General features: G+C 66.1%; 14 protein-coding genes and 2 tRNA genes. 7 read left to right on the top strand and 9 right to left on the bottom strand.

Translation table 11 applies throughout. From position 1 onward, the window contains the following. The first annotated feature begins 141 nt into the window (after positions 1–141). Entirely contained in the window at positions 142–1,656 is a 1,515-nt protein-coding gene (locus F6X53_RS16760; protein WP_151001349.1) for an NAD(P)H-hydrate dehydratase, read from the top strand. A 6-nt stretch (positions 1,657–1,662) separates the two neighbouring features. Here F6X53_RS16760 and F6X53_RS16755 read toward each other — a convergent pair whose 3' ends face one another. Beyond that, a complete protein-coding gene (locus F6X53_RS16755; RefSeq protein WP_151001348.1) occupies positions 1,663–3,165 on the bottom strand; it encodes a multicopper oxidase family protein in 1,503 nt (500 codons plus the stop codon). Positions 3,166–3,412: 247 nt separating this feature from the next. On the opposite strand from F6X53_RS16755, the gene F6X53_RS16750 reads away from it, so the two are divergent. The 6 genes from F6X53_RS16750 (at position 3,413) to F6X53_RS16725 (ending at position 10,295) form a co-directional block, all read left to right on the top strand. After that, positions 3,413–3,497, top strand: a tRNA-Leu gene (locus F6X53_RS16750). Positions 3,498–3,677: 180 nt separating this feature from the next. Next, the gene (gene tig / locus F6X53_RS16745; RefSeq protein ID WP_151001347.1) at positions 3,678–5,069 is read left to right on the top strand and encodes a trigger factor; all 1,392 of its coding nucleotides are present in this window, start codon (positions 3,678–3,680) and stop codon (positions 5,067–5,069) included. A 131-nt stretch (positions 5,070–5,200) separates the two neighbouring features. After that, positions 5,201–5,827 carry an ATP-dependent Clp protease proteolytic subunit gene (locus F6X53_RS16740; RefSeq protein ID WP_151001420.1) on the top strand — a complete coding sequence of 209 codons (627 nt, stop codon included), beginning with the start codon at positions 5,201–5,203 and terminating at the stop codon, positions 5,825–5,827. Between the two features lie 215 nt (positions 5,828–6,042). Next, on the top strand, positions 6,043–7,314 hold the full coding sequence (clpX, locus tag F6X53_RS16735) for an ATP-dependent Clp protease ATP-binding subunit ClpX (RefSeq protein WP_151001346.1): 1,272 nt from the start codon (positions 6,043–6,045) through the stop codon (positions 7,312–7,314). A gap of 270 nt (positions 7,315–7,584) precedes the next feature. Beyond that, positions 7,585–10,008: an endopeptidase La gene (lon, locus tag F6X53_RS16730; protein ID WP_151001345.1), complete on the top strand. Its 2,424-nt coding sequence runs from the start codon at positions 7,585–7,587 to the stop codon at positions 10,006–10,008. Positions 10,009–10,219: 211 nt separating this feature from the next. Next, positions 10,220–10,295: transfer RNA gene (locus F6X53_RS16725), tRNA-Val, on the top strand. Positions 10,296–10,379: 84 nt separating this feature from the next. On the opposite strand, the gene drmB is transcribed toward F6X53_RS16725, so the two are convergent. The 8 genes from drmB to F6X53_RS16685 all read right to left on the bottom strand — a co-directional run bounded on the left by drmB (position 10,380) and on the right by F6X53_RS16685 (position 26,146). Continuing rightward, positions 10,380–12,227: a DUF1998 domain-containing protein gene (gene drmB / locus F6X53_RS16720; protein WP_151001344.1), complete on the bottom strand. Its 1,848-nt coding sequence runs from the start codon at positions 12,225–12,227 to the stop codon at positions 10,380–10,382. 2 nt (positions 12,228–12,229) lie between these two features. Beyond that, positions 12,230–15,757 (bottom strand): DISARM system helicase DrmA, encoded by a 3,528-nt coding sequence (gene drmA / locus F6X53_RS16715; protein WP_151001343.1) that lies wholly within the window; start codon positions 15,755–15,757, stop codon positions 12,230–12,232. Continuing rightward, a complete protein-coding gene (locus F6X53_RS16710) occupies positions 15,754–16,596 on the bottom strand; it encodes a hypothetical protein (protein WP_151001342.1) in 843 nt (280 codons plus the stop codon). The genes drmA and F6X53_RS16710 overlap by 4 nt, the downstream gene beginning before the upstream one ends. Positions 16,597–16,647: 51 nt before the next feature. Next, positions 16,648–20,658, bottom strand: a complete 4,011-nt coding sequence (locus tag F6X53_RS16705) for a DNA methyltransferase (RefSeq protein ID WP_151001341.1) — start codon at positions 20,656–20,658, stop codon at positions 16,648–16,650. Positions 20,659–20,709: 51 nt separating this feature from the next. Further along, positions 20,710–23,919, bottom strand: a complete 3,210-nt coding sequence (gene drmD, locus F6X53_RS16700) for a DISARM system SNF2-like helicase DrmD (protein ID WP_151001340.1) — start codon at positions 23,917–23,919, stop codon at positions 20,710–20,712. A 687-nt stretch (positions 23,920–24,606) separates the two neighbouring features. Further along, complete coding sequence (locus F6X53_RS16695; protein WP_238298250.1) at positions 24,607–25,326, bottom strand: recombinase family protein; 720 nt, start codon at positions 25,324–25,326, stop codon at positions 24,607–24,609. Between the two features lie 319 nt (positions 25,327–25,645). Next, the gene (locus F6X53_RS16690) at positions 25,646–25,834 is read right to left on the bottom strand and encodes a hypothetical protein (protein WP_151001338.1); all 189 of its coding nucleotides are present in this window, start codon (positions 25,832–25,834) and stop codon (positions 25,646–25,648) included. Positions 25,835–25,867: 33 nt separating this feature from the next. Continuing rightward, a complete protein-coding gene (locus F6X53_RS16685) occupies positions 25,868–26,146 on the bottom strand; it encodes a hypothetical protein (RefSeq protein ID WP_151001337.1) in 279 nt (92 codons plus the stop codon). Positions 26,147–26,538 lie beyond the last annotated feature (392 nt).

Genomic DNA, 26,538 nt, shown 5'->3' with positions numbered 1-26,538 from the left:
CACGCTGTTTTCCGACGGAATGGGTCGATTCCGCCTATCAGATAGGCAGTTTGTGCAAATCGTTTGGGCATCGATGCGGTGTCGTGCCCCGCTCCCGGCCAACCTGGGCGGCGGGCGGGCAACCAGCCAGGGATCTCAAGGATGGACGCGGCGCGGCTGCTCACGGTTGAGGCGATGGCCCGGGTCGATGCAAGCGCGATCGCCGGGGGCATCCCGGGCTACGACCTGATGCGCCGCGCCGGCGCCGCGGTGGCGGCCGAGGCCTGCGCGCTCCTGCCCGCGCGCGGACGGGTGCTCATCCTGTGCGGCCCCGGCAACAATGGCGGCGACGGGCTCATCGCGGCCCGCCGCCTCGCCGAGGCCGGCCACGCCGTCGAGGTCCGGCTCCTCGGCGCCCGCGCCGCGCTGTCGGGCGATGCGGGTCTCGCCGCCGCCGACTGGACCGGCCCGGTCGTCGAGGGGATGGCCGGGCTCGACGCGGAGGGGGTCGACCTCGTGATCGACGCGCTGTTCGGGTCGGGCCTCGCGCGCGATCTCGAGGGCGAGGCCGAGACCGCCGTATCGTTCACGAATTGTTCCAAGCGTCCGGTGCTGTCCGTCGACGTCCCGAGCGGCGTCGACGGCGATCGCGGCGCCATCCGGGGCTGCGCGGTCCGGGCCACCCGCACGATCACCTTCGTGGCCTACAAGCCGGGCCACCTGCTCCAGCCCGGCCGTGCCCTCTGCGGCGACCTGCGCCTCGCGGAGATCGGGATCGGCCCGGACGCCCTCGCGGCGGGGCTCGCCGCCTGCGCGCCGCCCCTCTTCCGCAACGGGCCCGCCCTCTGGGGGGCGGCCTTCCCGCGCCTCAGCGCGTCCAGCCACAAATACACCCGGGGCCATGCCCTTGTCCTGTCGGGCCCCGCCTACCGGACCGGCGCGGCGCGGCTGGCCGCCCGCGCCGCCCTGCGGATCGGCGCCGGCCTCGTCACCATGGCCTCGCCGGCGAGCGCGCTCCCCGAGAACGCCGCCCATCTCACCGCCATCATGCTGCGGCCCTGCGACAGCGCGGACGACCTCGACGACCTCCTGGTCGACGAGCGCCTCAACGTGGTGCTGGCGGGCCCCGGCCTCGGCACCGGCGCCCAGACCCGTGACCTCGTGGCGGTGGCGGCCTCGGCCGGGCGCGGCCTCGTCCTCGATGCGGATGCCCTGACGAGCTTCAAGGGCCAGTTCGCGGCGCTCGCCGGCCACATCGCGGACGGGGAATCCAGGGCCGTGCTCACCCCGCATTCGGGCGAGTTCGCCCGGCTCTTCGAAGGGACCGACGCGGTCGCGGCCGGCCTCGGCAAGGTCGAGAGCGCCCGCCGGGCGGCGGTTCTGTCCGGCGCCGTCGTGGTCCTGAAGGGCGCCGACACGGTGGTGGCGGCCCCCGACGGCCGGGTCGCGATCAACGACCACAGCACGCCCGATCTCGGCACCGCAGGCTCCGGCGACGTGCTCGGCGGCCTGATCGCCGGGCTCATCGCACAGGGCATGGAGCCCTTCGCGGGCGCTGCCGCCGCGGTCTGGCTGCACGGCGATGCCGGGCGCCGCCACGGGCCCGGCCTCATCGCGGAGGATCTGCCGGAACTGATGCCGGCGGTCCTCTCGGGCCTGGCCCAGGATCTCAGCTGATCGCGCTCAAGCGACCTCGAAGGAGGTCCAGAGGCCGGTATCGAACCGCTCCAGAACCGTGGCGCTGAGGAGCCAGCGGCCCGGATTGTCCGCCAGGAAGGCGATCCGGGCGGTGCGGCCCTCGCGGAGCTGGAAGGTGTCGAGCCAGTAGGGCTCCCAGCCGTCGTCGAGGGGGTGCAGCAGGCGGAAGGCGTGGCCGTGCAGGTGCAGGGCCTGCGGGAAGGCGGTGTCGTTCCGGATCGCCAGGACCACGACCTGCCCGCGCTTCACCGTGAACAGGGGCGGGATGCCCGCGACCCCGTTCGCGCCGTTCACGGCCCAGATCCGGGCGGGATCGCCCGTATAGACCGGCTCCGCCTCCGGCTTGTCCTTCGCGATGGTGGCGCCGCCCGTGATCGTGATGTCGCGCCGCACCGCGTTCTGCAGCTTCACCTCGGCCGGCAGCAGCTTGTTGTCGCCGATCGGCCCGATCGGCGGCCGCTTCTCGGTGACGGGCTCGCCCTTCGTGGTCAGGGTCGCCAGGACGAGGCCGGTGCCCACGAGGGCCGTGATGCTGCCCTTCGCCTCCGCCTCGGCGGGAAGGTCGAGGAGAAGGTCGTAGCGAGTGCCGGGCGGGAAGGGCAGCGTCGCGCGCAGGGGCTCGAAGGTGTCGGTGGGCTGGCCGTCGACCCCCGCCACGTAGACCTTGAGGCCGTCGAACCGGATGCGGGTCGCGCGGGCGTTGCAGGCATTGCCGAGGCGCAGCCGCAGGCGGCTCCCCGGCCGGGCCTCGATCGCCTCGGGCACCGCTTGCCCGTTGACGGTCACCAGATTGCCGAGGCGCCCGCCCGCTGCCGCGAAGGCGGTCTGGCCGAACGGCAGCAGGCTGCCATCCTCCTGCAGCCGCCAATCCTGCATCAGGAGGGGGATGTCGCGGTCCACCGCGGGTGGCGCCTTCTCCTCGACGACGAGGAACCCGGCAAGGCCCCGGCCGGAGGGCTCGCTGGAACCCCCGACCACGAGGGGCCTGACCAGGAAAGTGCCGGCATCGGGCGGCGTGAAGGCGTAGGTGAAGCTGGCGCCCGGCGCGATCGGGGCCTGCGTGACGCCCCCGACGCCGTCCATCGGGTTCTGGTTGCGCACCCCGTGCCAGTGCAGCGAGAGCGGCCGCTCCGTTCGGTTCTCGACGCGCAGCCGCACGCTCTCGCCGAGCTTCACCCGCAGGGTCGGGGGCAGGCTCTTGCCGTCGAAGGCCCAGGTCTCGGTCTCCGGCGCGGGCTCGGGCTTCAAGCGTGCCTTCGCGGGGCCGGCCACCAGGGGCTTCGCCTCCGCGGCCGGGGCGGGGGTCGCCGGGGCCGGTCCCGGACCCGCGGGCTTGGCCGGCGCCGTCTGCGCCCAGGCCCGGCCCGGCAGCAGGCCGAGAAGCGCCACGCCGCCGAGCAATCCCCGGCGCGAGGGCCTGTCCGATGGGGTGTCCGACGCGGCGACCTCGGGCGATTCGGGCAGGGACGCGAAGCGGGCTTGCGGCATGACACCTCGGGCGGGCTGGGGCGGAGCGCCGCTTGTAGCGGGCGCATCCGCCCGGCGCCACCGGCGGGCGGCGCCCGAGGGAAGCACCGCATTCCGGGCGGCGCCAGGGAAGCGAAGGGGGGCCGTCACGCGTGGCGCGACCTGAGCGAAGCGGCGCCACGCCATGAAGTTTTTTGCTGCGGGCCCGGCCCCGCATGCTATAGAGCCGCCCTCCGGCGGCCGGAAGCGCGCCGGGTTGCAGGCGCTCGCGGGCGTGGCGGAACTGGTAGACGCGCTGGATTTAGGTTCCAGTGTCGCAAGACGTGGGGGTTCGAGCCCCTCCGCCCGCACCAGCGACGCCGTCGGGAACGGATTGGCTTCATCAACAGAAGGCCGGCCCGCCCTGCCGCTTTGAGTCGGCCGGCGACCCGGCCCCACGCTTCCCCGCAGGCCTCGGGTCCTTCCGCGATGCGGCAGGTCCGGGGCTTTCGCAGTTGAGACGATCACACGGACTTGAGAGCGGAAAGACGACGATGCAGGTGACCGAGACACTCTCCGAGGGGCTGAAGCGCGAGTTTCAGGTGCTCCTGGCCGCCAATGAGCTCGAGGATCGCCTGACGAACGAGCTGTCCGGCATGAAGGACAAGGTGCAGCTCAAGGGCTTCCGCCCCGGCAAGGTGCCGGTGGCGCACCTGCGCAAGGTTTATGGCCGCTCGGTCATGGCCGACGTGCTGCAGAATGCTGTCAACGAGGCCAACCAGAAGATCATCACGGACAACAACCTCAAGCTCGCCCTCGAGCCGCAGGTCGAGTTCCCCTCCGACAAGTCGGTGGTCGACAAGGCCCTCGACGCCAAGTCCGACCTCGCCTTCAAGGTCGCCCTCGAGGTGCTGCCGAGCTTCGAGCTCGCCGACCTCTCGGATGTCAGCCTGACGAAATACGTCGCGACGCCGAGCGACGCCGAGGTCGACGAGGCCCTGGAGCGCATGGCCGGGCAGAGCCGCCCATTCAGCGACAAGGGCGAGGGCGCCGAGGCGGCCACCGGCGACCGCGTCACCATCGATTTCGTCGGCCGCATCGACGGCACCGAGTTCGAGGGCGGCAAGGGCGAGGGCATCGACCTCGAGCTCGGCTCGGCGAGCTTCATCCCGGGCTTCGAGGACCAGCTCGTCGGCGCCAAGGTCGGCGAGGCGCGCCTCGTCAAGGTGACGTTCCCGGACACCTACGGCGCCGAGCAGCTCGCCGGCAAGGCGGCCGAGTTCGACGTGACCGTCCAGAAGATCCAGGCCCCGGGCGAGGCCCAGATCGACGACGAGTTCGCCAAGGGCCTTGGCATGGAATCCCTGGAGAAGCTGAAGGAGGCCGTCTCCAAGGCCATCGGCACCGATTTCGAGGCTGCCTCCCGCCGCAAGCTCAAGAAGGAGCTCCTCGACGCGCTGGACGGCAAGTACGCCTTCGACCTGCCCCCGAGCCTCGTGCACCAGGAGTTCGCGGCCGTGTGGGCCCAGGTCGAGCAGGACCTGAAGACCCGCGGCAAGACCTTCGAGGACGAGGGCACCACGGAGGAGAAGGCGCAAGCGGAGTACCGCAAGATCGCCGAGCGTCGCGTTCGTCTCGGTCTGGTGCTTGCGCAGGTCGGCGAGAGCGCCGATATCAAGGTCTCCGACGAGGAGGTGAACCAGGCCCTCATCGCCCGGGTCCGGCAGTTTCCGGGCCAGGAGCAGCAGGTCTGGGATTTCTACCGGAAGAATGCACAGGCGCTCGCCGAGCTTCGTGCGCCGCTGTTCGAGGAGAAGGTGGTTGACCACGTCCTCGCACAGGTCAAACTGGTCGAGGAACCCGTCTCGAAGGAGACGCTGTTCGCCGACGAGGATGCCGAAGCCGACGCCGCCAACGAGAAGCCGGCCGACGACAAGGTCGAGTGAAAACCCGCAGGCCTTCAGGGTCGGCGGGCTCCGAGTGAGGCGGCGTTAAGCGCCGCCGGTGTTCGCTGAATTCGCCCGGTCCCGCGTGATTCGCGCGAGGCCGGGCCCCTTGAAGCCCTGGGGCAACGATGATGAGAGATCCGGTCGACTTCTACAACAGCGCGCTCGTGCCCATGGTGGTCGAGCAGTCGAGCCGCGGCGAGCGCGCCTTCGATATCTACTCCCGGTTGCTCCGCGAGCGGATCATCTTCCTCACGGGTCCCGTCGAGGATTACGGCGCGTCGCTGATCGTCGCGCAGCTCCTGTTCCTCGAGGCCGAGAACCCCAAGAAGGAAATTTCCTTCTACATCAACTCGCCCGGCGGCGTGGTGACCTCGGGGCTCTCGATTTACGACACGATGCAGTTCATCCGCTGCCCGGTCACGACCCTCTGCGTCGGCCAAGCCGCCTCGATGGGCTCGCTCCTCCTGACGGCGGGCGAGCCGGGCCACCGCTTCGCGCTGCCCAACGCCCGGATCATGGTCCACCAGCCCTCCGGCGGCTTCCAGGGCCAGGCGACCGACATCCTGATCCATGCCCGCGAGATCGAGGCCCTGAAGAAGCGCCTCAACGAGATCTACGTGAAGCACACGGGCCGCGACTACGACACCATCCATCAGGCGCTCGAGCGCGACAATTTCATGACGGCCGACGCCGCCAAGGAGTTCGGCCTCATCGACGAGGTCATCCAGAAGCGGCCGGAGCCGGTGGCGGCCTGAGGCGCCCGATGACGGTGCCCACGCGCCCGGTCCGGGGGCGTGGGCGTTGGATGATCAGCCTTGATCCTGCCGCGGCAGCATGTTTGCATCGGGATTCTGGCCCCACCGACCCGTCACATGCGCGCAGGTGACTGTTTCTTTAAGCGGATGTCCTTACGTTTGAACGATGCGCGTGCGCCCCTGGCCGGCACCGCGCGCACGAATCGGAGACCGATATGAGCAAGACTGGCGGCAACGACTCGAAGAGCACGCTGTACTGCTCGTTTTGCGGCAAGAGCCAGCACGAGGTTCGCAAGCTGATTGCGGGCCCGACGGTGTTCATCTGCGACGAGTGCGTCGAGCTGTGCATGGACATCATCCGCGAGGAATCGAAGTCCTCGCTGGTGAAATCCCGCGACGGCGTGCCGACCCCGAAGGAGATCCGGCGCGTCCTCGACGACTACGTCATCGGCCAGGATTTCGCCAAGAAGGTCCTCTCGGTGGCGGTGCACAACCACTACAAGCGCCTCGCCCACGCCTCGAAGCACAACGACGTGGAACTGGCCAAGTCCAATATCATGCTGATCGGGCCGACGGGCTCGGGCAAGACGCTGCTCGCGCAGACGCTCGCCCGTATCCTCGACGTGCCCTTCACCATGGCGGACGCCACGACCCTGACGGAAGCCGGCTATGTCGGTGAGGATGTCGAGAACATCATCCTCAAGCTGCTCCAGGCCTCCGACTACAATGTCGAGCGGGCGCAGCGCGGGATCGTCTACATCGACGAGATCGACAAGATCTCCCGCAAGTCGGACAACCCCTCGATCACCCGCGATGTCTCGGGCGAGGGCGTGCAGCAGGCGCTCCTGAAGATCATGGAGGGCACCGTCGCCTCCGTGCCCCCGCAGGGCGGACGCAAGCACCCGCAGCAGGAGTTCCTCCAGGTCGACACCACCAACATCCTGTTCATCTGCGGCGGCGCCTTCGCGGGGCTGGAGCGGATCATCTCGGCCCGCGGCAAGGGCACCTCGATCGGCTTCGGCGCGACCGTGCAGGCCCCGGACGACCGCCGCACCGGCGAGATCTTCCGCGCGGTCGAGCCCGAGGACCTGCTGAAGTTCGGCCTGATCCCCGAATTCGTCGGCCGTCTGCCCGTGCTGGCGACCCTCGAGGATCTCGACGAGGCCGCCCTGAAGCGGATCCTGCAGGAGCCCAAGAACGCGCTGGTGAAGCAGTACCAGCGCCTGTTCGAGATGGAGAATGTCGACCTGACGTTCCAGGACGAGGCGCTCTCGCTCGTCGCTCGCAAGGCGATCGAGCGCAAGACCGGCGCTCGCGGCCTGCGCTCCATCCTGGAGACGATCCTCCTCGACACGATGTACGATCTGCCGGGCCTCGACTCGGTCGAGCAGGTCGTGATCGGCCCGGAGGTGGTCGAGGGCAAGTCCCGGCCCCTGTTCATCCATGGCGACCGGAACAAGGAAGTCCCGGCGAGCGTGAGTGCGTAAGCGCACTGCGTAAGTGACTGGCCGGCCATGCAGATTTCGCATCGCCGGTTCCCCGCCAGGTTCGGAGGCGCCGCTTGAAACAGGCGCCTCCGAGAGCCACCTGAGGGCTAGCGCAGTGGCCGCACGCTCCCTTCGAGGTGCGGTGCTGCGTCACCAGCCGCACAGTCCCTTCAGATACTTCCGACCCTCGCGGCCCGGTCGGCCCCTGGCAGGATGCTTGCTCTCGAAAAGAGGAGCGATCGCCCGGCGTCCATCATGAGGAAGTCAGCCATGACTCAGTCCAAATCGCGCCAGCCTGTCGTCCCGGGCTCGACGGGCGCCTACGCCGTCCTGCCGCTGCGCGACATCGTCGTCTTCCCGCACATGATCGTGCCCCTCTTCGTCGGGCGCGAGAAGTCGATCCGTGCGCTCGAGGAGGCCGTCCGCACCGACCGCCACATCCTCCTCGCCACCCAGATCAACGCGGGCGACGACGATCCGGCGACCGACGCGATCTACACCATCGGCACGCTCGCCAGCGTGCTGCAACTGCTCAAGCTGCCCGACGGGACCGTCAAGGTCCTGGTCGAGGGGGCGGGCCGCGCCAAGATCACGGGCTTCAACCGCTCGGACGAGTTCTACGAGGCCGAGGCCGAGACGCTCACGGACGATCTCGGCGACCGCGTCGAGGCGGAGGCGCTCGCCCGCTCGGTCGTGTCCGAGTTCGAGAACTACGTGAAGCTCAACAAGAAGATCTCCCCCGAGGTCGTCTCCGCCGTCACCCAGATCGATGAGCCCTCCAAGCTCGCCGACACGGTCGGCTCGCACCTCGCGGTCAAGATCGCCGACAAGCAGGCGATCCTCGAGATCCCGACGGTGGCCCAGCGCCTTGAGCGCGTGCTGTCGCTGATGGAGAGCGAGATCTCCGTGCTCCAGGTGGAGAAGCGCATCCGCACCCGCGTCAAGCGGCAGATGGAGAAGACCCAGCGCGAGTACTACCTCAACGAGCAGATGAAGGCGATCCAGAAGGAGCTCGGCGACGAGGATGGTCGCGACGAGCTGGCCGAGCTCGAAGACAAGATCGAGAAGACCAAGTTCTCGAAGGAGGCCCGCGAGAAGGCGACGGCCGAGCTGAAGAAGCTGCGCCAGATGTCGCCGATGTCGGCCGAGGCCACGGTGGTGCGCAACTACCTCGACTGGATGCTCGGCATCCCGTGGGGCAAGCGCTCGAAGATCAAGAAGGATCTCCTCGGCGCCCAGACCATGCTCGACGAGGACCATTTCGGCCTTGACAAGGTCAAGGAGCGCATCGTCGAGTACCTGGCCGTGCAGCAGCGCGCCAACAAGCTCACGGGCCCGATCCTGTGCCTCGTCGGCCCTCCGGGCGTCGGCAAGACCTCGCTCGGCAAGTCGATCGCCAAGGCGACCGGCCGTGAGTTCGTGCGCATGTCGCTCGGCGGCGTGCGGGACGAGGCCGAGATCCGCGGTCACCGCCGGACCTATATCGGCTCGATGCCCGGCAAGATCGTCCAGTCGATGCGCAAGGCCAAGACCTCGAACCCGCTCATCCTGCTCGACGAGATCGACAAGATGGGCATGGACTTCCGGGGCGATCCGTCCGCGGCCCTGCTCGAGGTGCTGGACCCTGAGCAGAACGCGACCTTCAACGACCATTACCTCGAGGTCGATTACGACCTGTCGAACGTGATGTTCGTGACGACCGCGAACACGCTCAACATCCCGGCGCCCCTGATGGACCGCATGGAGGTGATCCGTATCGCCGGCTACACCGAGGAGGAGAAGCTGGAGATCGCCCGTCGCCACCTCATCCCGGAGGCGATGAAGAAGCACGGCCTCGACACGAAGGAATGGTCGATCAACGACGATGGCCTGATGATGCTCATCCGCCGCTACACCCGCGAGGCGGGCGTGCGGAACCTGGAGCGCGAGATCTCCAACCTCGTCCGCAAGGCCGTGAAGGAGATCCTGATTGCCAAGGTCAAGGTGGTCGCGGTCACGCCCGAGACGCTGCCCGAATTCCTCGGCCCGCCGAAGTTCCGCTACGGCGAGATCGATGCGGACGACCAGGTCGGCGTCGTCACGGGGCTGGCCTGGACCGAGGTCGGCGGCGAGTTGCTGACGATCGAGGGCGTCATGATGCCCGGCAAGGGCAAGATGACGGTCACCGGCAACCTGCGCGACGTGATGAAGGAATCGATCTCGGCGGCGGCCTCCTACGTCCGCTCGCGCGCCATCGATTTCGGCATCGAGCCGCCGCTGTTCGAGCGTCGGGACATCCACGTCCACGTTCCGGAGGGGGCGACCCCGAAGGACGGCCCGTCGGCCGGCATCGCGATGGCGACCGCGATCATCTCGACCCTCACCGGCATCCCGGTGCGCCGCGATGTGGCGATGACGGGCGAGGTCACCCTGCGGGGGCGCGTGCTCCCGATCGGCGGTCTCAAGGAGAAGCTGCTCGCGGCGCTCCGCGGCGGCATCAAGACGGTGATGATCCCGGAGGAGAACGCCAAGGACATCGCCGAGGTGCCCGACAGCGTGAAGAACGGCCTCGAGATCATCCCGGTCTCGCGGATGGATCAGGTCCTGACGCACGCCCTCGTGCGCCAGCCCAAGCCGATCGAGTGGGACGAGCCGCTGCCCGCGGCCAAGCCCGCGCGGCCCGAGGATGACGGGGCCGCCGTCGTCGCCCACTGATCGGCGACGCCGCGTGCGGATCTCCGCGCCGATCTGACGGACAAGCCCCCGGAGCCCTAGCTCCGGGGGCTTGTCGCATCTGGGCCGCGGCGTGAGCGCCGCACCTGGGGGATCGACGTTCCGGAGGGCTTGCGCGCCCGGGCCGGCTTGGCCTACCACGCGCCCAGCATGCGATCAGCCGCCGACGGCCCCAATCCGGGGGCGGCGGTGCGGGCGGTTAGCTCAGTTGGTAGAGCGTCTCCTTTACACGGAGAGGGTCGGCGGTTCGAGCCCGTCACCGCCCACCATAAACTTCAATAACATAGCATGCTTCTCAGTGTTGCCTGCACCCCGAAGGTCGAAATCGGGGCGCATACGGGGCGCATTGAGCTTTAGCATTCGAAGCAGGCGAAGCGCGGTGTCGACATCGTAGGCACCAGCAAACTGCGATCGAGGAACAGGTTGCGGCTCTCGCAGCTCGTCTCAGCGATGAGCAGGCATCCGTGGCAGGCCGCGCCATGCGTTGCTCGGTCGCCCGTCTGATGCTCGGGGTCATGGTCGCAGCAGATGGGATCGTTCGAGCAGATTATGATCCGCTCGAGCGCCGCCCGCAGGATCTGTGCAAAGCGCGGCGCCGTGCCCACGAGCCCGCCAAGCGTACCCTGCGCGCCCGCACTCGCGGTGTAGAGCAGGATGCCGCAGCGCTCCGCCCCATTCGGGCCGAGCGCGTAAATGCGCTCCTTCAGCGAGCTTGCTGGGTAGCCGCAGTCGAGCGCGATCTCGGTCATGAGCGCATGCGCCAGGCTGTGTAGAAGCACGTAAGGTGTGGTCGGGTATTTCGGAGCCGCAGCGCCAAAGCGGATTTTCCATCGGTTGTAGCCGCCGACGAGCTGCCGATGGCGATCTCCTGCCCCATTGAGCCACGTGGCGATCGCGTCGCTGTCGACGTGCACGAACAGACCTTCGCCGAATTGTTCGCAGGCCGGCAGCCAGTCGGTCGCCCTGGCGATTGGCGCGCCATGCACGGCCAGGCTGATATCTTCGATGTCGCCGTCGGCCGCGGTCGGAGCTGCCTCGAAGCGCGTGAAGCCGTAGAGGCAGGACACCTCGCGAAGGCGGTGGACAGCTACCAACGCCTGCACGAACTTGAGGCTCGCCCAGCTTCCATCGTCCCAGTCGCTTCGCGCCAAAGTCTGGGCGTAGAGTTTGGCACCGGGGTGGTTCGTCCCGATCTCCGGCCGCCCGCTCGCGAAAAGATCGAACTCGGCGACCTTCGGCGAGCGCGCTGCGTCTGCCGTGGCACCCTCACGCAGGCGGGTCAGGCAGTCAAAGATCTCAGCATCGGAGTAGCGTGTGAGGCTCGCTGCTGCGGCTTCGTTGAACTCCCGAAACAGGCCAACACGCTCGATGGAGGTGACCTTGTTCATCTCGCCGATGATCTCGTCCACGAGCTTCGTCAGCACGTCCTCCTCACTCGGCAGCGAGATTACAGTCAGTACCTGCGGGAAGTACGTGTTGGTCGCGGTGCGTGTGAGCAGCTTGAGCGGCGTAGTGCCGTCGCCGCACCCGTTGGGATCACGGTCGAGCAGCCAGGGGCGCTCGCCTTTGCAAAAGCCAAGGCGGCGGGGCTGAAATGCTTCCTGCAGCGATAGCCGCTTGCCACAGCCGCAGACCACCGAGGTGTCAGCCGGGTCGGCGCTCGTGCCGCGCTCCTCAATCCACATCGGTTCTTGGCAAGGGGTGGCGCCGTGGACGACCCAGCGCCACTCGATGTCCTGCAAATGGCCCTTGTCGCAAGCGCATACGAAGCGGATCGGCGTCACCTCCGTCCGCTTGCCGCCCTCGGGCGTAAAGCGGCGGCGACCTTTGGGGTCGAGGTCGCGCCACTGCACCAGCCGGCGCCGGCGCGTCGGGGTGCCCTCGGCGTTCGCCTCGACTTGGTCGCAGACGAACCAGTTCGGGAAGATAGGCGCAGCCACGCCTTTCGGTTCGCCGTTGCCGTCGCTCACGGGCGGAGTGCGTAAGTTGAGGCGCTGCCCTTGGTCCAGTTGACCACGTTCTTGCAGCAGTATCTGGAGGCGCTGAGCGAGGCGAGGTTCGCTCACCGGCTGAAACGTTCCGGGGCGCATGTCCCACTGTTCCAAGCCTCCGACGACGATCGAGCGCGTCGGCAGGTCAACCATGCTGCCGGGGCCAAAGGTCGAAACGAGCTGCGACAGGCGTTGGGCGTTCTTGCTCATGCTCAGACATCGTCCGCGTTTGCGATCGCGTGACCATTGCGGTCGCGCACTTTGAGAAGCACCGCGGGCTCGACGTCTCGCATCGAGCGGTTGGCTTGGAACTGCTTGTGAGCGGGCTCAAGACCGTCCCAGTCGCGCTCGAGCGGCATGTGTAGGAGGCGCCCAGGGCTCTTCTTCTGCGCGTAGCCGAACGGCACGCCGCTCGCCGTCTGCGCATCTACTGTCGCGATCCAGGCCTCGAGCAGCCCCTCGACCTGTGCACGCAGCGCCGCTCGGCCGCCGGGGACCGCGGCTTCGGGCGCACGTGCGACGATTGTGTCGCATACCGCCGCCCGGGTCGCCGACTGGTCTCGGAGCATTACGACCGCTTCGTTCGGCGTCAGCATCGGATCGAGATGGCGAGCGGCCGCCACGACGACGGCTGCGAGCGCCCGGTCAAGTGCACGGGCTGCCCACGGGGTCACGCTCGTGGCCTCAACCGCCCGATAGAACGTCCGGTGGAAGTGGCCGAACTGCTCAAAGTGCATTCGATCGCGCGGCTTGTGCAAGTTGAGGATTGCCACAACGAGGCCAGGTCGGTCGTGGTCGCGCCCTACGCGGCTCGTAGCTTGGATGTACTCAGCCGCCGTTTTGGGCTGACCCTGCACCAGCATCAGGCCGAGCCGCGTGATATCGAGGCCCACCGAGATCATGTTGGTGGCAAGCGCAACGTCTACGGTCGCCTCGTCGCCACCGAACACCGCTTCGAGCCGCTGCTTGGCAGCTGCGACCTCGTCGGTTGAGACGCGCGAAGTCAGCTCCATGGGCTCGCGCACGGGCCTATCTGCAAATGGCTGATCCGGAGGCTCCTGGCGTCGCCGCTCTCGACCGTAGGAGGCCGCGTTCTTCCGTACCTCGTCCTCTACGATGCGTCGTGCCCCACCGAGCTCGCGCAATGCGTTGAAGTAGCACAGCGCCGTCATGTACGGGTCGGCCGGGTTGCGCTTGCCCTCCGGTACGTCCGGTGCCGTCACGGCGTAGGCGGATTGCGCGGCCGCCAGTAGGGTCGTCAGCGCACGTAGATACACGAGCTTCGGGCCGCGGCCCTGCGCGGCCAGACCCAGGTACAGCCGCGCCGGATTGACGTCCGCCGACACAGTGCGGGCGAAGAAGCTGTCAGTGCGGTTCACCCCCGGCGGTGGGAAGACCTGCGTCGCGTCCCGATCGAATAGGGCCTTTATCTGCGCACCCGCCCTACGGACCGTTGCAGTTGAGGCGACGATCTTCGGACGCACGCGGGTCTCGCCCTTCACGCGGGTAGCGAGTGCGTCAATCGCTGTTTCGTAGAGGCCGGCGACTGTCCCGAGCGGACCGCTGATCAGGTGTAGCTCGTCTTGGATAACAAGATCAGGTGGATCAAGCGACCAGCCGTTGTCGAGGCGCCGCCCAATCCGAGGCTCGGCAGCGCCATAGAAGCCCGTCGCATCGAAGCGATCGACGTGCCCGAAGAAGGCGCCGGTGCGCCCCTCCCAAGGTAGGCTCGCGAACTTGTCGACAGTGGCAATGAGGAAGGCCGGAAGGCGCCTGTAGATCGGCTCATCGACGGTAAGCACTGGCAGCGCGCGCGATCCCGAGAAGTCGCAAGTGAGGTTGTCACAACGCAGCTCCAGGTTCGTTGGCGCAGTGTCGTTGGGCACGCAGGCGAACGAGTTCTTCGTGAATGGCGTGCTGCACCACGGGCAGGCTTTCAGCGGTGCCGGCGCCTTGCCTTTGCCCTTTCGGAAATCGGCCACACGACCAACCGCGGTGTCATCCCCCTTGTCGCCTTTGCCGCCGAGGCGGTTTGGTGAGGCATCAGACCCTACCCACAGCCCGATCTCGATCGGCCAATCGCCAAGCAGAGGGCGGTCCTTCTCATCGAGATGCTTGCCGTCTGTCCGCATCAGCTCGAGTGCGCAGACGACGCCGGCAGCGCGTGCGAGCTGGTCGAGGGTGAGCAGCCGAAGGGTGTAGCGCATAATGACCGCCACACCTGCGCCGAGCAGGCCGGATCCGGTCACACGCCGATGAGCGATCGTGTAGGCGGCGAGACCTAGGTAGGCCTCGGTCTTGCCGCCTCCGGTCGGGAAAAACAGCAGGTCCGCGACAGCACGGTCGGGATGCGCCTTCTCGGTTAGGCCTGCGAGGTTGAGCAGGATGAAGGCGAGCTGGAATGGGCGCCAAGCCGGTTTCGCGTGGGCCGAATTGCGCCGACGCGCCGCCTCAGCGACCGCCGCATTCATCAGCCTGAAGGCAGTGCGGGCGTGGCGGTTCTCAGCTCCATCGCCAGTCAGCAGCCCAATGCCCTCTGCAATGCGGTCCCGGGCACGCTCCTGGTCGGTGACAAGGGTCGCAGCGGTCGCACGCCGACGATCAGGCAAGCCAGTGAGTTCAACACGCTGCTTCGCCGTAACCCAAGCATCATAGAGCTCAGGTAGCGCACCAAGCGCCTGTGCCAGGGACGAACCACTATTTCGCGCAGCCTCCGCAAGGTCATCCATGCCGAAGACGACGGCCTGCTTCAGGGCATCGTCCTCGTTCGGTGCGACGCGCTCGACCTCAGCAGAGGGCAGTGGGTCAGTCTCGGCCCAGGTCACCGAGCCCGCAGCCGGATCCTCCCAGCGTGCGGCGGTGTTGCGGCCGACCGCCCACTCGCACACGTCTCGATAGTGCAGATCGGCGAGCCGCAGGTCCGGGTCGGCGGACTTCAGGCCGGAGAGGTCGCGCCGGGGACGTAAGCCTTGCGCGCAAATTAGGCGTAAGCGCGCCTGAAAGGCGAAGGCCACGTCGGCGTAGAAGCGCCCAGCCGGGCGTCGGCGATTGACTAGCACGACGGTGAGCGCGCGGACCTCCTCTCGGCCGCCATCCGGCGTTTCGTAGGAGAACAGACGGGCGTGCGCGTCGAGCTCGAGGCCGCCGATAGCTGCCTGCTCGGCCGCGCTTTCTGGAACCACGATGGCGGTGGCCCGGCCAGCTTCGGGCACGACGAGGCGCAAGCGACGCTCTTTCGGCGCGCGGACCCAGTTGACGTCCTCGCGACGGCGGCGTTTGGGCTTCCCGTCCTCGTCGGTTTCCGGCTCGCCGAGCAGCACGCTATCAGGCAGCGGCGGCACCGTGGCGTAATCCCCCCAGGTGACGATCGCCTCGACCTCGCGCACGTCGGGCGGCAACAGCACGGTGAGCCCAATCGTCGATGGTAAGAAGCGGCGGCGCGTGTTGGACGCTTCGGGTTCCTGCCGATCGGCCGCCGCGCCACCTGCTTCAACTGGGTCCGGCTCTTCGCCTTCGTGGTCGGCTTCATCCAGCAGACCAGGCTCGTCGGTGTCTGCATCGCCGCCCAAGGTCGCTGCGTCGTCGGCAGGCGCCAGAAAGCCTGTCAGATACCAACGCGAAGGGTTCTCGGAGAGCCGCTCCCGAGAGAGATCGATGTCGTCGGGTGATGGGCCAACGAGGTCGCGGCGGAAGGTCTTGACGATATGCCCGCGGACGGCGAGCGGCGTGGTGGCGGTCATGGGGTTCCCGATTTCGTCACAACTGCCTTAGCGAGAACGGCGGCTTCGTCGGCCTCAGTGTAGCGACCGACCACCCAGATAAAGCTCTGCACGTCGATCATGTCGGCGGGCTGCAGGTCGGCGGTCTCGGTCCGCATCGCAGCGGCGAGGTCGAGGAGCGAGCGATAGATGTCCGGGTGAAGCTCCGGCGCGTAGGCGTGGGCAAAGGGATGTCCAACGCGCTCGGCGAATTCGCGCGTGACCTCGGGCTTGAGGAACAGGTGCGCGTCGGGCCGCCAGAGGAACGGCAGGTAGGTAAGAGCTGTCCATTTTGCGATCGCGAAGGGTTTTAAGGCCCCCTGCATGGCTCGGATCCCATCCTCGACCGCGCCGCTCGCAAAGGCCGCTGCGCCACGAATGTAAGGGGCGGCAGCCGATGAGCGCAGAGCCTCACCGATCCGGGTGCTCTCAAATGGCGAGAGCAAGTTCGTCGCCCGAAAGGCGGCCAGCGCGGCTTTGCCATCCCCATTCCAAGCCAGAGCTGCGTCGAGCGGCAGGGCCGCGTCGAGCCGCTCCTTCGCCCGCAACTTGTAGGCGCGCTCCTCCGCCAAATAGACAGGATCCGCGAAGCCGTCTGGCATCATCCGTAGGAAGCGAGCCCGCGCGCCGGAAAATCCGAAGTAGCTCGGGTTAAGCTTGGCGGCCTCGTCTTGCAGGAGCTGCCAAACTTTGTCCGCAGTGTCACCCTCGATAGTAAAGCGGCGCTTGTCCTCAATGAAGACGACGCCTGTGAAACCTGCCTTCGTTTGCAGCAGCCGCAACCAGGCATCACCGGAGCGAGCCTCTCGGATCGTCCTCATCGCTTCCTCTCAGTCACGCAAAGCCGCTGGCTCGCTGCAACGCCCCGAAGTTCAGGCTGCTTCATCGTCGGCCTCATCGGACGAAGCTGCGACGAGCCCCGCAGCACGCTCGGCCGCCGCACGCTCGGCGTTCAGCGCGAGCAGGCGACTGAGCACCTCATCACGGAAGGCGGACGGCCAGAACAGGCGACCCTGGTAAGTGTGCTCGGGCTCGTTCTCATCGCCGAGCCACTGAGCTTTCGCGCGAGCGGCAAGGTCGTCCCAGCCGTAGGCTGCCAGCACGGCACGGTCCATATCGGAGTGCAAGTCGCGCAGGCGCTGGATGTCTTCCGACCGCTCAGCTCGATCGTGGAAGCGATTGTAAGTCTTGGTCATGCCCTCGCTGCGCGCGACCATCAGTGCAGCGCGGTGATCGTGATAGGCTTGGCCGACCGCTTCGAGAGCAAGCGCGGCCTCAAAGCTTGGCGGAAATGGAAAGGTTTCAAAACAATCGGAAGGCGTGTAGCGGAGGTCATCCTTCATCGAGGAAGCAAAGAAGCGCGTCCATACTTCATGCGCTCGAGATTGAGCTACTCCAAACGCGGAATAGCACTCATAGGCAATAACGTTATGCGGCGCAGCCACGACGATATCCGAAGGTAGGCGCGCAACTGTAAGGTGTGGCGCCACATTTGGTATGAACAATATCGTTTTCGATGCCTCAATAGTCTTGTTCAGTTCAACTCGAGCGGCGCCCCATAGCCACCATTTCTTAGCGACGGATCTATTCCATGCATTGATGGGGGGAAGAGATCGCCGGGATGGTTTAACTCGCCGTTCGACGATTTCTAACAAATCGCTCCAATCATCACTGACTGGTCCGTGATAGTCAGACGGAACTACTCCTTCCTTAACCCATATCTCGCGGTCTTTTTTTGACGCTGCATTCCAAGAGGAAAGAGCAGGATCGCGTCGAAGCGGGAAATCTGCAAAATTAATTACATAGCGGTGATAAGCATGAGTTGGCGAGTTATTGACTTCTTCGCCGCCAATATAAGGAAAAATTCTCTCCGCGTTCCGTTTATCCTTCGCAATTAAAGTCTGCATGACTTCCAACTTTTCTGCCTCACCCTTCGCCGCCGCAGAGTTGTCGAAAGTGAAGCCCATCCCGAGCACGTAAGAGCCGATGAACGCCTTGCGTGCGTTGGCTACGAGGCGTTCTGGTGAGCGGTCAAGGTCGCCCTCTACAAGATAAGCCGAGATCCGCCGCACCTGCCGCCCATCAAGGATCGGAGAGGCGGCCGTTCCTCTGGCGACGTGTACAACGCTTACAACTACCGCGGCTTCGCCAGGCCATTTCAGACGGCGCGTCGCACGCCTGATTGCCCCGCCGGTCGCGAGGATCGCAGCGAGGCCAGTGTCGCGGGTGTCACCCTGGCCAATCGTGTTGGTGGCGATCAGCCCGAAGGCGCAGCCGTCGCGCAGCAGTGCGAAGCACCGCAGGAAGAAATGCGCAACCAGATCGGCGTTGCCGTGCGCACCCGCGTGTAGGGTCTGAAGCCAGGGGAGATAACCTTCGCGGTTGCCGGTGATCGTCGTGTTCTTGCCAGCGAAGGGCGGGTTGCCGACGATCGCGTCGAAGCCGGGGTTCTCGCGCGAGAACACCTCCGGAAACTCAACCGACCAATGGAACGGCCGCAATGGGTGCGCCCCGTCCGTGAGCCCAGCCGAGAGCGGCGCGACCGCGTCGTGCCACGCCACCGATCCGAGGTGGCTCTGCACAGCCTTCTGAAGGGTGACGAGCGCTGCGAGACGAGCTTTCGGCTTTTCGGCGCAGAAATGCGCCGCGATCACGCCGTCACCAATCAAGCGAGCGACGTTAAGCTTAGCTTCTACACGCCGCAGCAACGGGCTGAGCTCTACCTCGCTTGCGGTCTCAGCAAGCGCGCGGATCGCTGAGCGCTCGACTTCTGCCTCGCGCAGATGGTCGGCGACGAGGTGGCCGGCGAGCGTCGGCGGTTTACTTTCGTCCCAATGCAAAGCGGCGATTTGGGCTCGGTTCAGGCCCGCGAGGCTGTCACCTTCGCGTAGTGCATGGTCGAGGAAGGTGAACTCGTGGTCAGCAGCGAGCGTCGCGAGCCACAGTGATAGCTTGGCCAGATCGACGGCGCGAGGGTTCCTGTCGACGCCGTAGAGGCAGCGTTGCGCTACGAGACGGCGGGCATGAAGGTCGGCATCCTCGTCGGGCGGCAGCGCCGGTGTCGCATGGTGGTGGGCCCAAGCTTGCACGAGGCGGGCACCGAGCTGGCGGCAGGCCTCGACCAAAAAAGCCCCCGAGCCCATCGCCGGATCGCAAACTTTAAGGTCGAGGATTTGATCCGGTGCTGCGGCGTCACCGAGGCGGTCAAAGGCCGGCTCCAGGGCGTAGCGGACGATCGGCTCGGTGAGGCTGCGCGGGGTGTAGTGCGAGCCAGTGCGGCGGCGCTCGTCGGTGGGCTGAAGCACCGGGGTGCCGGCGGCCTGCACTGTGCGTCCTGGAGAGGCGCGCTCGTCGACAATCCCGTCTAGCGCCGCGGCGAGATCAGCGACCGAGATTGCTGCCTTCACCGCCTTGCCCTGCGCCGCGGTGAGGCTCGCGCGGCCTGCCTCTTTGATGCGCTTCAGCCGTTCCTCGCCCCTCAACCTGACGATCTCAGTGAGGTCGAGGAAGATCGGTGTGCGGTTGTTTTTGCCGCCCTTCACAGCGAGTGCTGGCCCGCTCGCCGGCAGCACCGTGAAGCCCATCACCGTCTCGTAAACCGAGCCGATCTGCTCGACGTCCAGCGTACGGTAGGACAGGCGCTCGCGGGCGCCGCCACGGCTCCGTAGGGTCATCAGCCCTTCGAGCACGCGCAGCACGCAGCCGTCCGACACCGGCAGCACGCGCGCAGGCGCACCCGCCTCTACGCTTCCTTCGAGGAAGGGATAGACAGCGGGGTCAAACAACTTGCCACCGCGGCGACGCACGAAGCCAGGGTAGCCGCCGTGGACGAGGCGAAACATGGCGACGAGCTGCCCCCACCCACCGCGGCGCTCATCCATTGTGTCGGGGTGCAGCCCCGCATCCTCTGCGAGCCGTCCATAAAGGCCGCGCAGGGAATAGTTGCGCTCATAGATCTCCCGCGCTCGGGCCTCGCCCGAGGAAGGTAGCAGGCCGCGGTCCTCGGCGTAGAGGATGAAGACGAGGCGCATAAGCACCGCGAGCAGCCCCTCGTAGAGGTGCCCCTGGCCGGCGGGCGCTGCGGAGAGCCCGCGGATCAGACCAGCGTCGGCCGCGTCCAGTCCTCGCAGCAACTCGTGCAGAGCGCCGAGGACCTGACCGGCGAGCTCGGTAGAGACGTTTGACTGCTCGTCGCGCGAGCGCCGCAGGATCGCAGGCAGGCGATGCGTGTCGCCATCCGTGAATAGGGCGGCGCGGCCCAGCACACGCTTGAGGCCACCGAGCATCGGCCGGCCCGCGACCGTGGCGAGCGGACGCAGGGGGAAACCGAGCCAACCCGAGGTCTCGCCCTTTGGCGCGTAGACGAGGCGCAACACGCTGTCCGTGACGAGGAGACCCGCTGGCACGCCGGTCTCGCGCAACAGGCGCTCCAAGCGCTGCTGAGGCGTGGCCTCCCAGCCGTCAAGCGCCCCGCGCGTGTCCGGCCCGACGCCTGGAGGTTCTACGCGGACGAGGAGCTGCCAAGCTTCGCCGCTGCGCACCGCGAGATCGCGTACAGCGAATGTCGGCGCAAGTGTCGTGTCGTGCTCGGGAAGGCGTACGTGCAGCGCCTCGGGGATCGTGGGACCGCCGGGGCTGCCTGCAACGATGCGGGTCTCCCACCCGAGGATCTCGCGAAAAAATGCCCAAGCGTCAGTCAGTGCCGGACCTTCTTCCTCGAGCAACGCAATCACGGACGCAGCGGCAGCCGTGTCACGTGCGGCCTGCGGCTCCGGCGCGAGGCCAAGATCTGCCAGGACAGGACCAGCAACGACGAGGCCTGAACTGAACGGCTCGAGGTACTTCAGCCAATCGGTGGTCGGGTCGACATTAATATCGGGCATGCAGGTCCGCGGCGCGATTTGGGACGGTAGCGGGATGGAATGGCCTGGATCTCAGCCGGTCGCAGGCCAGAGATAGACGAGGCCAACAGGCTCAAGCCGGTGCGCGTTGACCCGGTATCCCGTGCGTACGCGCTCGGGCTCTGTCACGACCTGGCGCTCTAGGGCAGCGAGCTTCTCGCCCCAGTGCCGGCGATCTCGGTCGCGCTCGCGGCGCTCCTCGGCTAGAAACCCGAGTTCGAACTGGGCGGCTTCCCGCTCAGCCGCGCCGAGCTCCCGCACAATGCGCGCGCACTGGCCAGTGAGCAGGCCGGCGAGACCGTTCGCCTCCTCCTCCGCGCGGCGGGCGAGCAGTGCTTCAGCGCGGGTTAAACGCTCGGTCGCGATCCGCTCCAGTTCAGGACGCAACTGGTCAATGTCCTGCGCGACGAGGCGCTGAACACGGGTGACTGCGCCCTCAGGCGCTGGCACAGCCCCGCGCAGAGCGTCCTCGAGCTGGCGCAGCGTCGTCGCCCCGCCGCTCTCGCCGAGTGGCCGCAACGGCTTCACGCCTCGGTCAGCCTCGGTCCAGATCGCCGTGACTGGGATGATCTCCTCGTGCAGCCGCGCCGCCGCCGGCCCGTACACGCAGAGCCGACCAATCAACACGACACGCGGCTGCGCCCCGGGCCCTCGGATCATTGAAACCCGGGAAAGGCCAGCCTGGAAGCCCTGGCTGATAAAGCGAGAGAGGAGGCGTCGCACGAGGCGGTGCTCAAGATGCACCTGCACGACGTTCGACGCGAGGCGCCCATCGGCGAGCTCCGGCGTCTCAAAGCTTATGGTTCGCGGAGGCGCGGCCCTGCGCCACTCGTTGAGCCGCTCGCCGCGGCGGCGCGGGCGGACCCGAAGGTCGTCAAAGGCGTCCGACCAGCCGCCCTCAGCCGCGAAGGCCGGATGTTCGGGATCGAAGCGGAAGGTTTCGACCAGATTGACGGGGTCGGACACTGCCTCATCGAGCTGGTAATCGGCCCGTGCGAGCGCGGCCCGCACCACCCGGCGCAAGTCGTCCGGGTCAACGCCGACGCGCTCGCGTGATGCTTCAAGCGCTTGGCGCAGCACGTCTTGCTCCCGCAGCAGGCGCTCGTGGCGGGCGCGCTCGGCGTCGTCCATCTCGTCGCGCGCGCGGGCGAGGAGCTCGGCGGCATCCTCAGCTGCGATGGCGTGGGCAAGATCGGTCTCGCCGCGTGCCCGGATGCCTTCCTCTGCCAGCCGCTTCGCAATGCGCCCCTCGATCACCTGTCCAACTGAGCCAAGCTGTTCGCGGATCGTCTCGGTCTTCCGCACCAGCGCGTCGAGGACGATGTCGGCGGCGCGTTGCTCGTAGCGGAAGTAGCGGCAGCGGATTTCTGGTGCGGGCTGGAGTTTGCGGTCAATGCGCCCGTTGCGCTGCTCGAGCCGCGCTGGGTTCCAGGGCAAGTCAAAGTGTAGGAGATCGGCGCAATGGCTCTGCAGGTTCAGCCCCTCGCGCGCTGCGTCCGTGCACAACAATATGCGCACAGGCTCCACGCGTGGATCAGCGTTGAAAGCCCGTTTAACGTCCTCGCGCCGATCGGCCGGCGTGGCGCCCGAAAACACGAGGATACGAGCTTCTGCGTCCTCAGTATCGCCGATCATCTCCATCAAACGCCGCTCCAGCCAGCGCCGAGTATCTTCGTACTCAGTGAAGATGATGAGCCGGCGCTCCCGCCAGCGCGCGCCATCGAGCAACTCGGCGCGGATCCAATTGGCAAGCCATCGCGTGCGTGCGTCGCTCCTCCCCTTCTCGCTCTCAGCGATTACGAGCATGGCGTCGACGGCCGCCAGTTCGGCGTGCAGGGCCGCGCGTGGGGCCTCGACGGTGCCGGCCCGGGTCTCGATGTCCGCCGTGGCGTCCTCGTCAGCTTGGGCCGCCCGCTCAGCCTCGTCCTCGTCGAGCCCGAGATCGAATAGCTCCGCGTGATCGTGGTTCGCGACACCGACCGTTTGGACGTTCTCATCGTTGGTATCCTCGATCGCGGCGAGCAGCGAGCGGCGATGCACTGCGAGCGTCCGAGCGAAGGCTGCGATCGAGGACAGCAATCTCTGCTGAAGGCCGACGAAGGCGAGCTTGGCGAGAGCAGCCTTCGCCGTCGGAAGTTTGGCGATGCGTTGCAGGCGCAACTCGCCATAGGCTGTGAGCTTGTCGGCCAGGACGAGTTCAGGCGCGTCTGCCGGGAGACCATGGATCGGGATCGCCTCGACGACCCGGTGCGGGAAGCCGCCGCTGATCCGGCGCAGGTCGCTCTTTAACCGCCGGACCATGACCGGCTCGATGTCCTTCGGGCTCACTGTGACGCCGCGGGTGAACCGCTGGGGATCGAGCATCTCGAGGAGAGCTGAGAAGCTGTTCGAGTGCCCGTTGTGCGGCGTGGCTGAGAGGAACAGGCGGTGCTCGAAGCGCTCCGCCAAGTCGCGCACAGCCTTCGTGAACTGGCTCGAGACAGCGTAGCGTGCACTGGCCGCCGGTGCCGCGTGGTGAGCCTCGTCTAGGATCAAGAGCGCGCGGGCGCGGAACGAGCCTAACGCCTCGCGCAAGTCGGCGGCGTAAGTCTCGTCCGTGAGAAGACGGTGTGAAATGATGAAGCGCGAGCCGGTGCGCCAAGGGTTCGACCCAAAGCCGCGCGTGCGGCGCAGCTCGTTCAGATGCTCACGGTCAATGATCGTGAACGACAGGCCGAACTTTGCAGCGAGCTCGTCGCGCCACTGCTCGGTCATAGCCGGAGGTGCGGACACGACGACATAGTCGATCCTCCGCCGCAGGAGCAGCTCGCGCACGATTAGGCCGGCCTCGATGGTCTTGCCCAAGCCGACGTCGTCGGCAATCAGGAGGTTCACCCGCGGCAGCCGCAGCGCCTTGCGCAATGGCAGGAGCTGGTAGGCGTCGAGTTTAATCCCGGCTCGGAATGGTGCCTGAAGCAAATCTCGCTCGGCGGCTGTAGCCGAGTTCCACTGCATCACCCGCAGGTAGGCGGCAAGCACCTCGGCGCTGTCGGGGCCGCCTCGGCCAACCCGCGCCCAGTCATCGCGATCAAGCACGCGCGCGTCGACCTCGGCGTCCCATAACACCTCGAGCGGCTCACCTTGAGCGTCGTCGGCAATGCAGGAGAGGCGCACAGGCTTCAGCGGTGTGTAGGTGTCTACGGCCTCGACGAGCCAGGGACGCCCGCGCAGTTCGACGAAGTCGCCGGGCGTAAGCTCCGTCATAGGTATCCCCGCCCCGTACACTTTTTGATGCGGCGAACGCCGCGTAGCCATTTTCTGCGCTGACCGTGCGGGGAGCAACGCGGGACGTCTAGCGCAATTGCATCTTTAAGTTGCGAATGAACCGCGGCGTTGCTCCAAAACCACGACGGGCTAAGAAGCGCCGAGATTAGAGTGAGGGCGGTTCTGGTAAGTAACTATTTGTTTTTAAGCCTGAATTTAGCTGCATCACCTGTTTTTCGGCTCAGATCAGTGGGTCTACTCCTTTCTTGAGTGCCCAAATTCGCATGTGAGCGGCTGTGAAAATGTTTTTGGAATGTAAGTATTGCAGCTGGCTCTGAAGGGCCGACTGCTCATCTCTGGAATTCTTGATAGGTAATACAGCGTCACTGTTAGTATCTAGATTACATATTTTGATCATCATTCGTCTGATATGTATTATATATGTCTGGTGTGCTCTCTTTTCTAAATTCAAGAGCGATGATACATCTGCTAGCTCTGCTCGAAGAATATTGGTAATGTCCGCGGATGGATGCCAGCGGCACCGGACTGCGTATACAATACCAACAACAGCAAATGCTCTAAGCTGAGGTGTTTGAGCTCTGAAAGCTTGCCTGGCGTCGTTTGAATGGTAGTCGTTTATCAAATTGATAGCAGAGATTTTTTCAAGCATGGGCTGAATTATCTGGTTCAGGGAGTGAGTGAACAGGTGCTGGCGCGAGCCACGATCCGCCCGACCTGCACGGCGCTCCACGTGCCGCCTCGCGCCGTCCCGATCCGACGCGCGTTCAGCTCCGCAGCGATAGCCCGGTGCGAGCCGGCACCAGCTGCCCTGATGCTCTCGATCACCGGCAGCACGTTGGCGGCGAAGGCCGAAGCGTCGGCTCGGTTCACGGTCGCGCCCTTAATCGCGGCTTCAGCGAGGTTGGTCCTGTTTCCGAGTAGGACACCTCGTGCTTTCAGGCCAGCCATGGCCGCCTTGGTCCGGGCCGCGATAAGCCGACGCTCCTGCTCGGCCAGAGCCGCGTAGATGTGCAGCATGAACGGGTCAGCGTTCTCACCTAGCTCGGCCACCAAGAAGGGGACGCGCTGCGCCATCAGGCTGGCGATGAAAGCCACATCTCGGGACAGTCTATCGAGCTTCGCCACTCCCACCGGGCATCGGAGCTTGCGGGCCGATGCCAGGGCGGCAGCCAGCTGAGGCCGGCGCTCCAGGGCATCGCTGCCCTTGCCGGTCTCGTGCTCCTCGTGCTCGGCCACGATGATGAACCCGTTGGCTTCGGCGAAGGCAGTGATGGCCATGCGCTGCGCCTCAATGCCGAGACCACTGCGGCCCTGCTTGTCCGTGCTCACTCTGAGGTAGGCCACCAGGGGTCGAGGCACTGATGTGACAGGTCCATGGGAACCCATGGGGTTGTCACACAGCCCGTTCCCTGGTGGCTTGCTCATCCCGACCTCATCCCCTGCTTCGCCTACGGCGAAGCGTAGCCAGGAGAGTGGAACATGATCCGGAAGAGGGCAACAGAACAATCTACCTAGAGCACAAACAAAACACTTGACGCTACAATGTAATTGGATGGGTGGGTGCCATTTTACAGATATTTATGCTTGTTAAAATACACTATCTGACATTTATATTTCCAAAAAATGTTGGTTTTACTAGGATGATAACAGGGCGGCCTTCACTCGATCCAGGAGCCGGTGTGTAACCGCTCGGCGTAGTCCGCACTCAGAACAGCCAGTTGCCCCTGCATCTCCAGTGCGCGGACCCGATGCCGGAGGCCACGCCGCGCATCACCTTAATTGCCACGGCGTCGTCCACCGACGATGCCGCCTGCATCAAATCATCGGCCAGGCTGTTCAAGGCGATAACACTTGAGGCCAGGGTGTTCATCAGCTCCAGCATCCCTTTACGCATGGCAGGCTCACGCGGCTATCTGGATGGACCAACCTACATCAAGAGCGATGCGAGGTATTCCCGGAACCCCTGCGACGTGAAGCTCACACCACCAGGGAGGTGCGGGCCGACCGCCTGCGCATAGAGGCGGGCAAGCTTCCGCACCTCTTCCGGATCGGACACGTCGGTCTCGAAGCCGGTCAAGAGGCTGAGCCGCCAGGTGGTGAGGGGATCAAACGGTTCGCCGCGCCGAGCCGCGAGCCAGGCCAGCACACTGTCCAGCCGGTAGTTCAGGGGCCGGCCGGCGGCGCGCCGGAACCAGGCCTCGGGCATCGGGCTCGGTGTGATCCCGCGATTGCGCCACGTCCCCCACAAGCCCTTGTCGATTTTCAGGGTGCGGGTGACGGCGGAGGTGGATACTGGCGACCATGCGAACAGACCCGGGAAAGCCACCTCAGAGGCCGAGGGAAGCGCACCGAGGGTGGTCCTCAGGATGTTGATAGTAGCGCCCCTCCGGTGGCAGGGTGGGCCGAGCGGTTGCTGATCAGTCATTCGTCTACCCTTGTCTACCCACCCACCCAGAGGGTAGACGGAAATTTCCCTTTAAAAACAACGCCGTCTAACCTGTCTAACCAGTCTACCTAATTTCTAAAAAAATTCTTTTCTCCCTAACTACCTATGGCTCGGAGGGGGGTAGACGGGTAGACGGGGTAGACACCTTTGAT

The sequence above is a fragment of the Methylobacterium soli genome (assembly GCF_008806385.1).
Lineage (GTDB): Bacteria > Pseudomonadota > Alphaproteobacteria > Rhizobiales > Beijerinckiaceae > Methylobacterium > Methylobacterium soli.
This window is presented reverse-complemented; position numbering and strand designations above follow the sequence as displayed.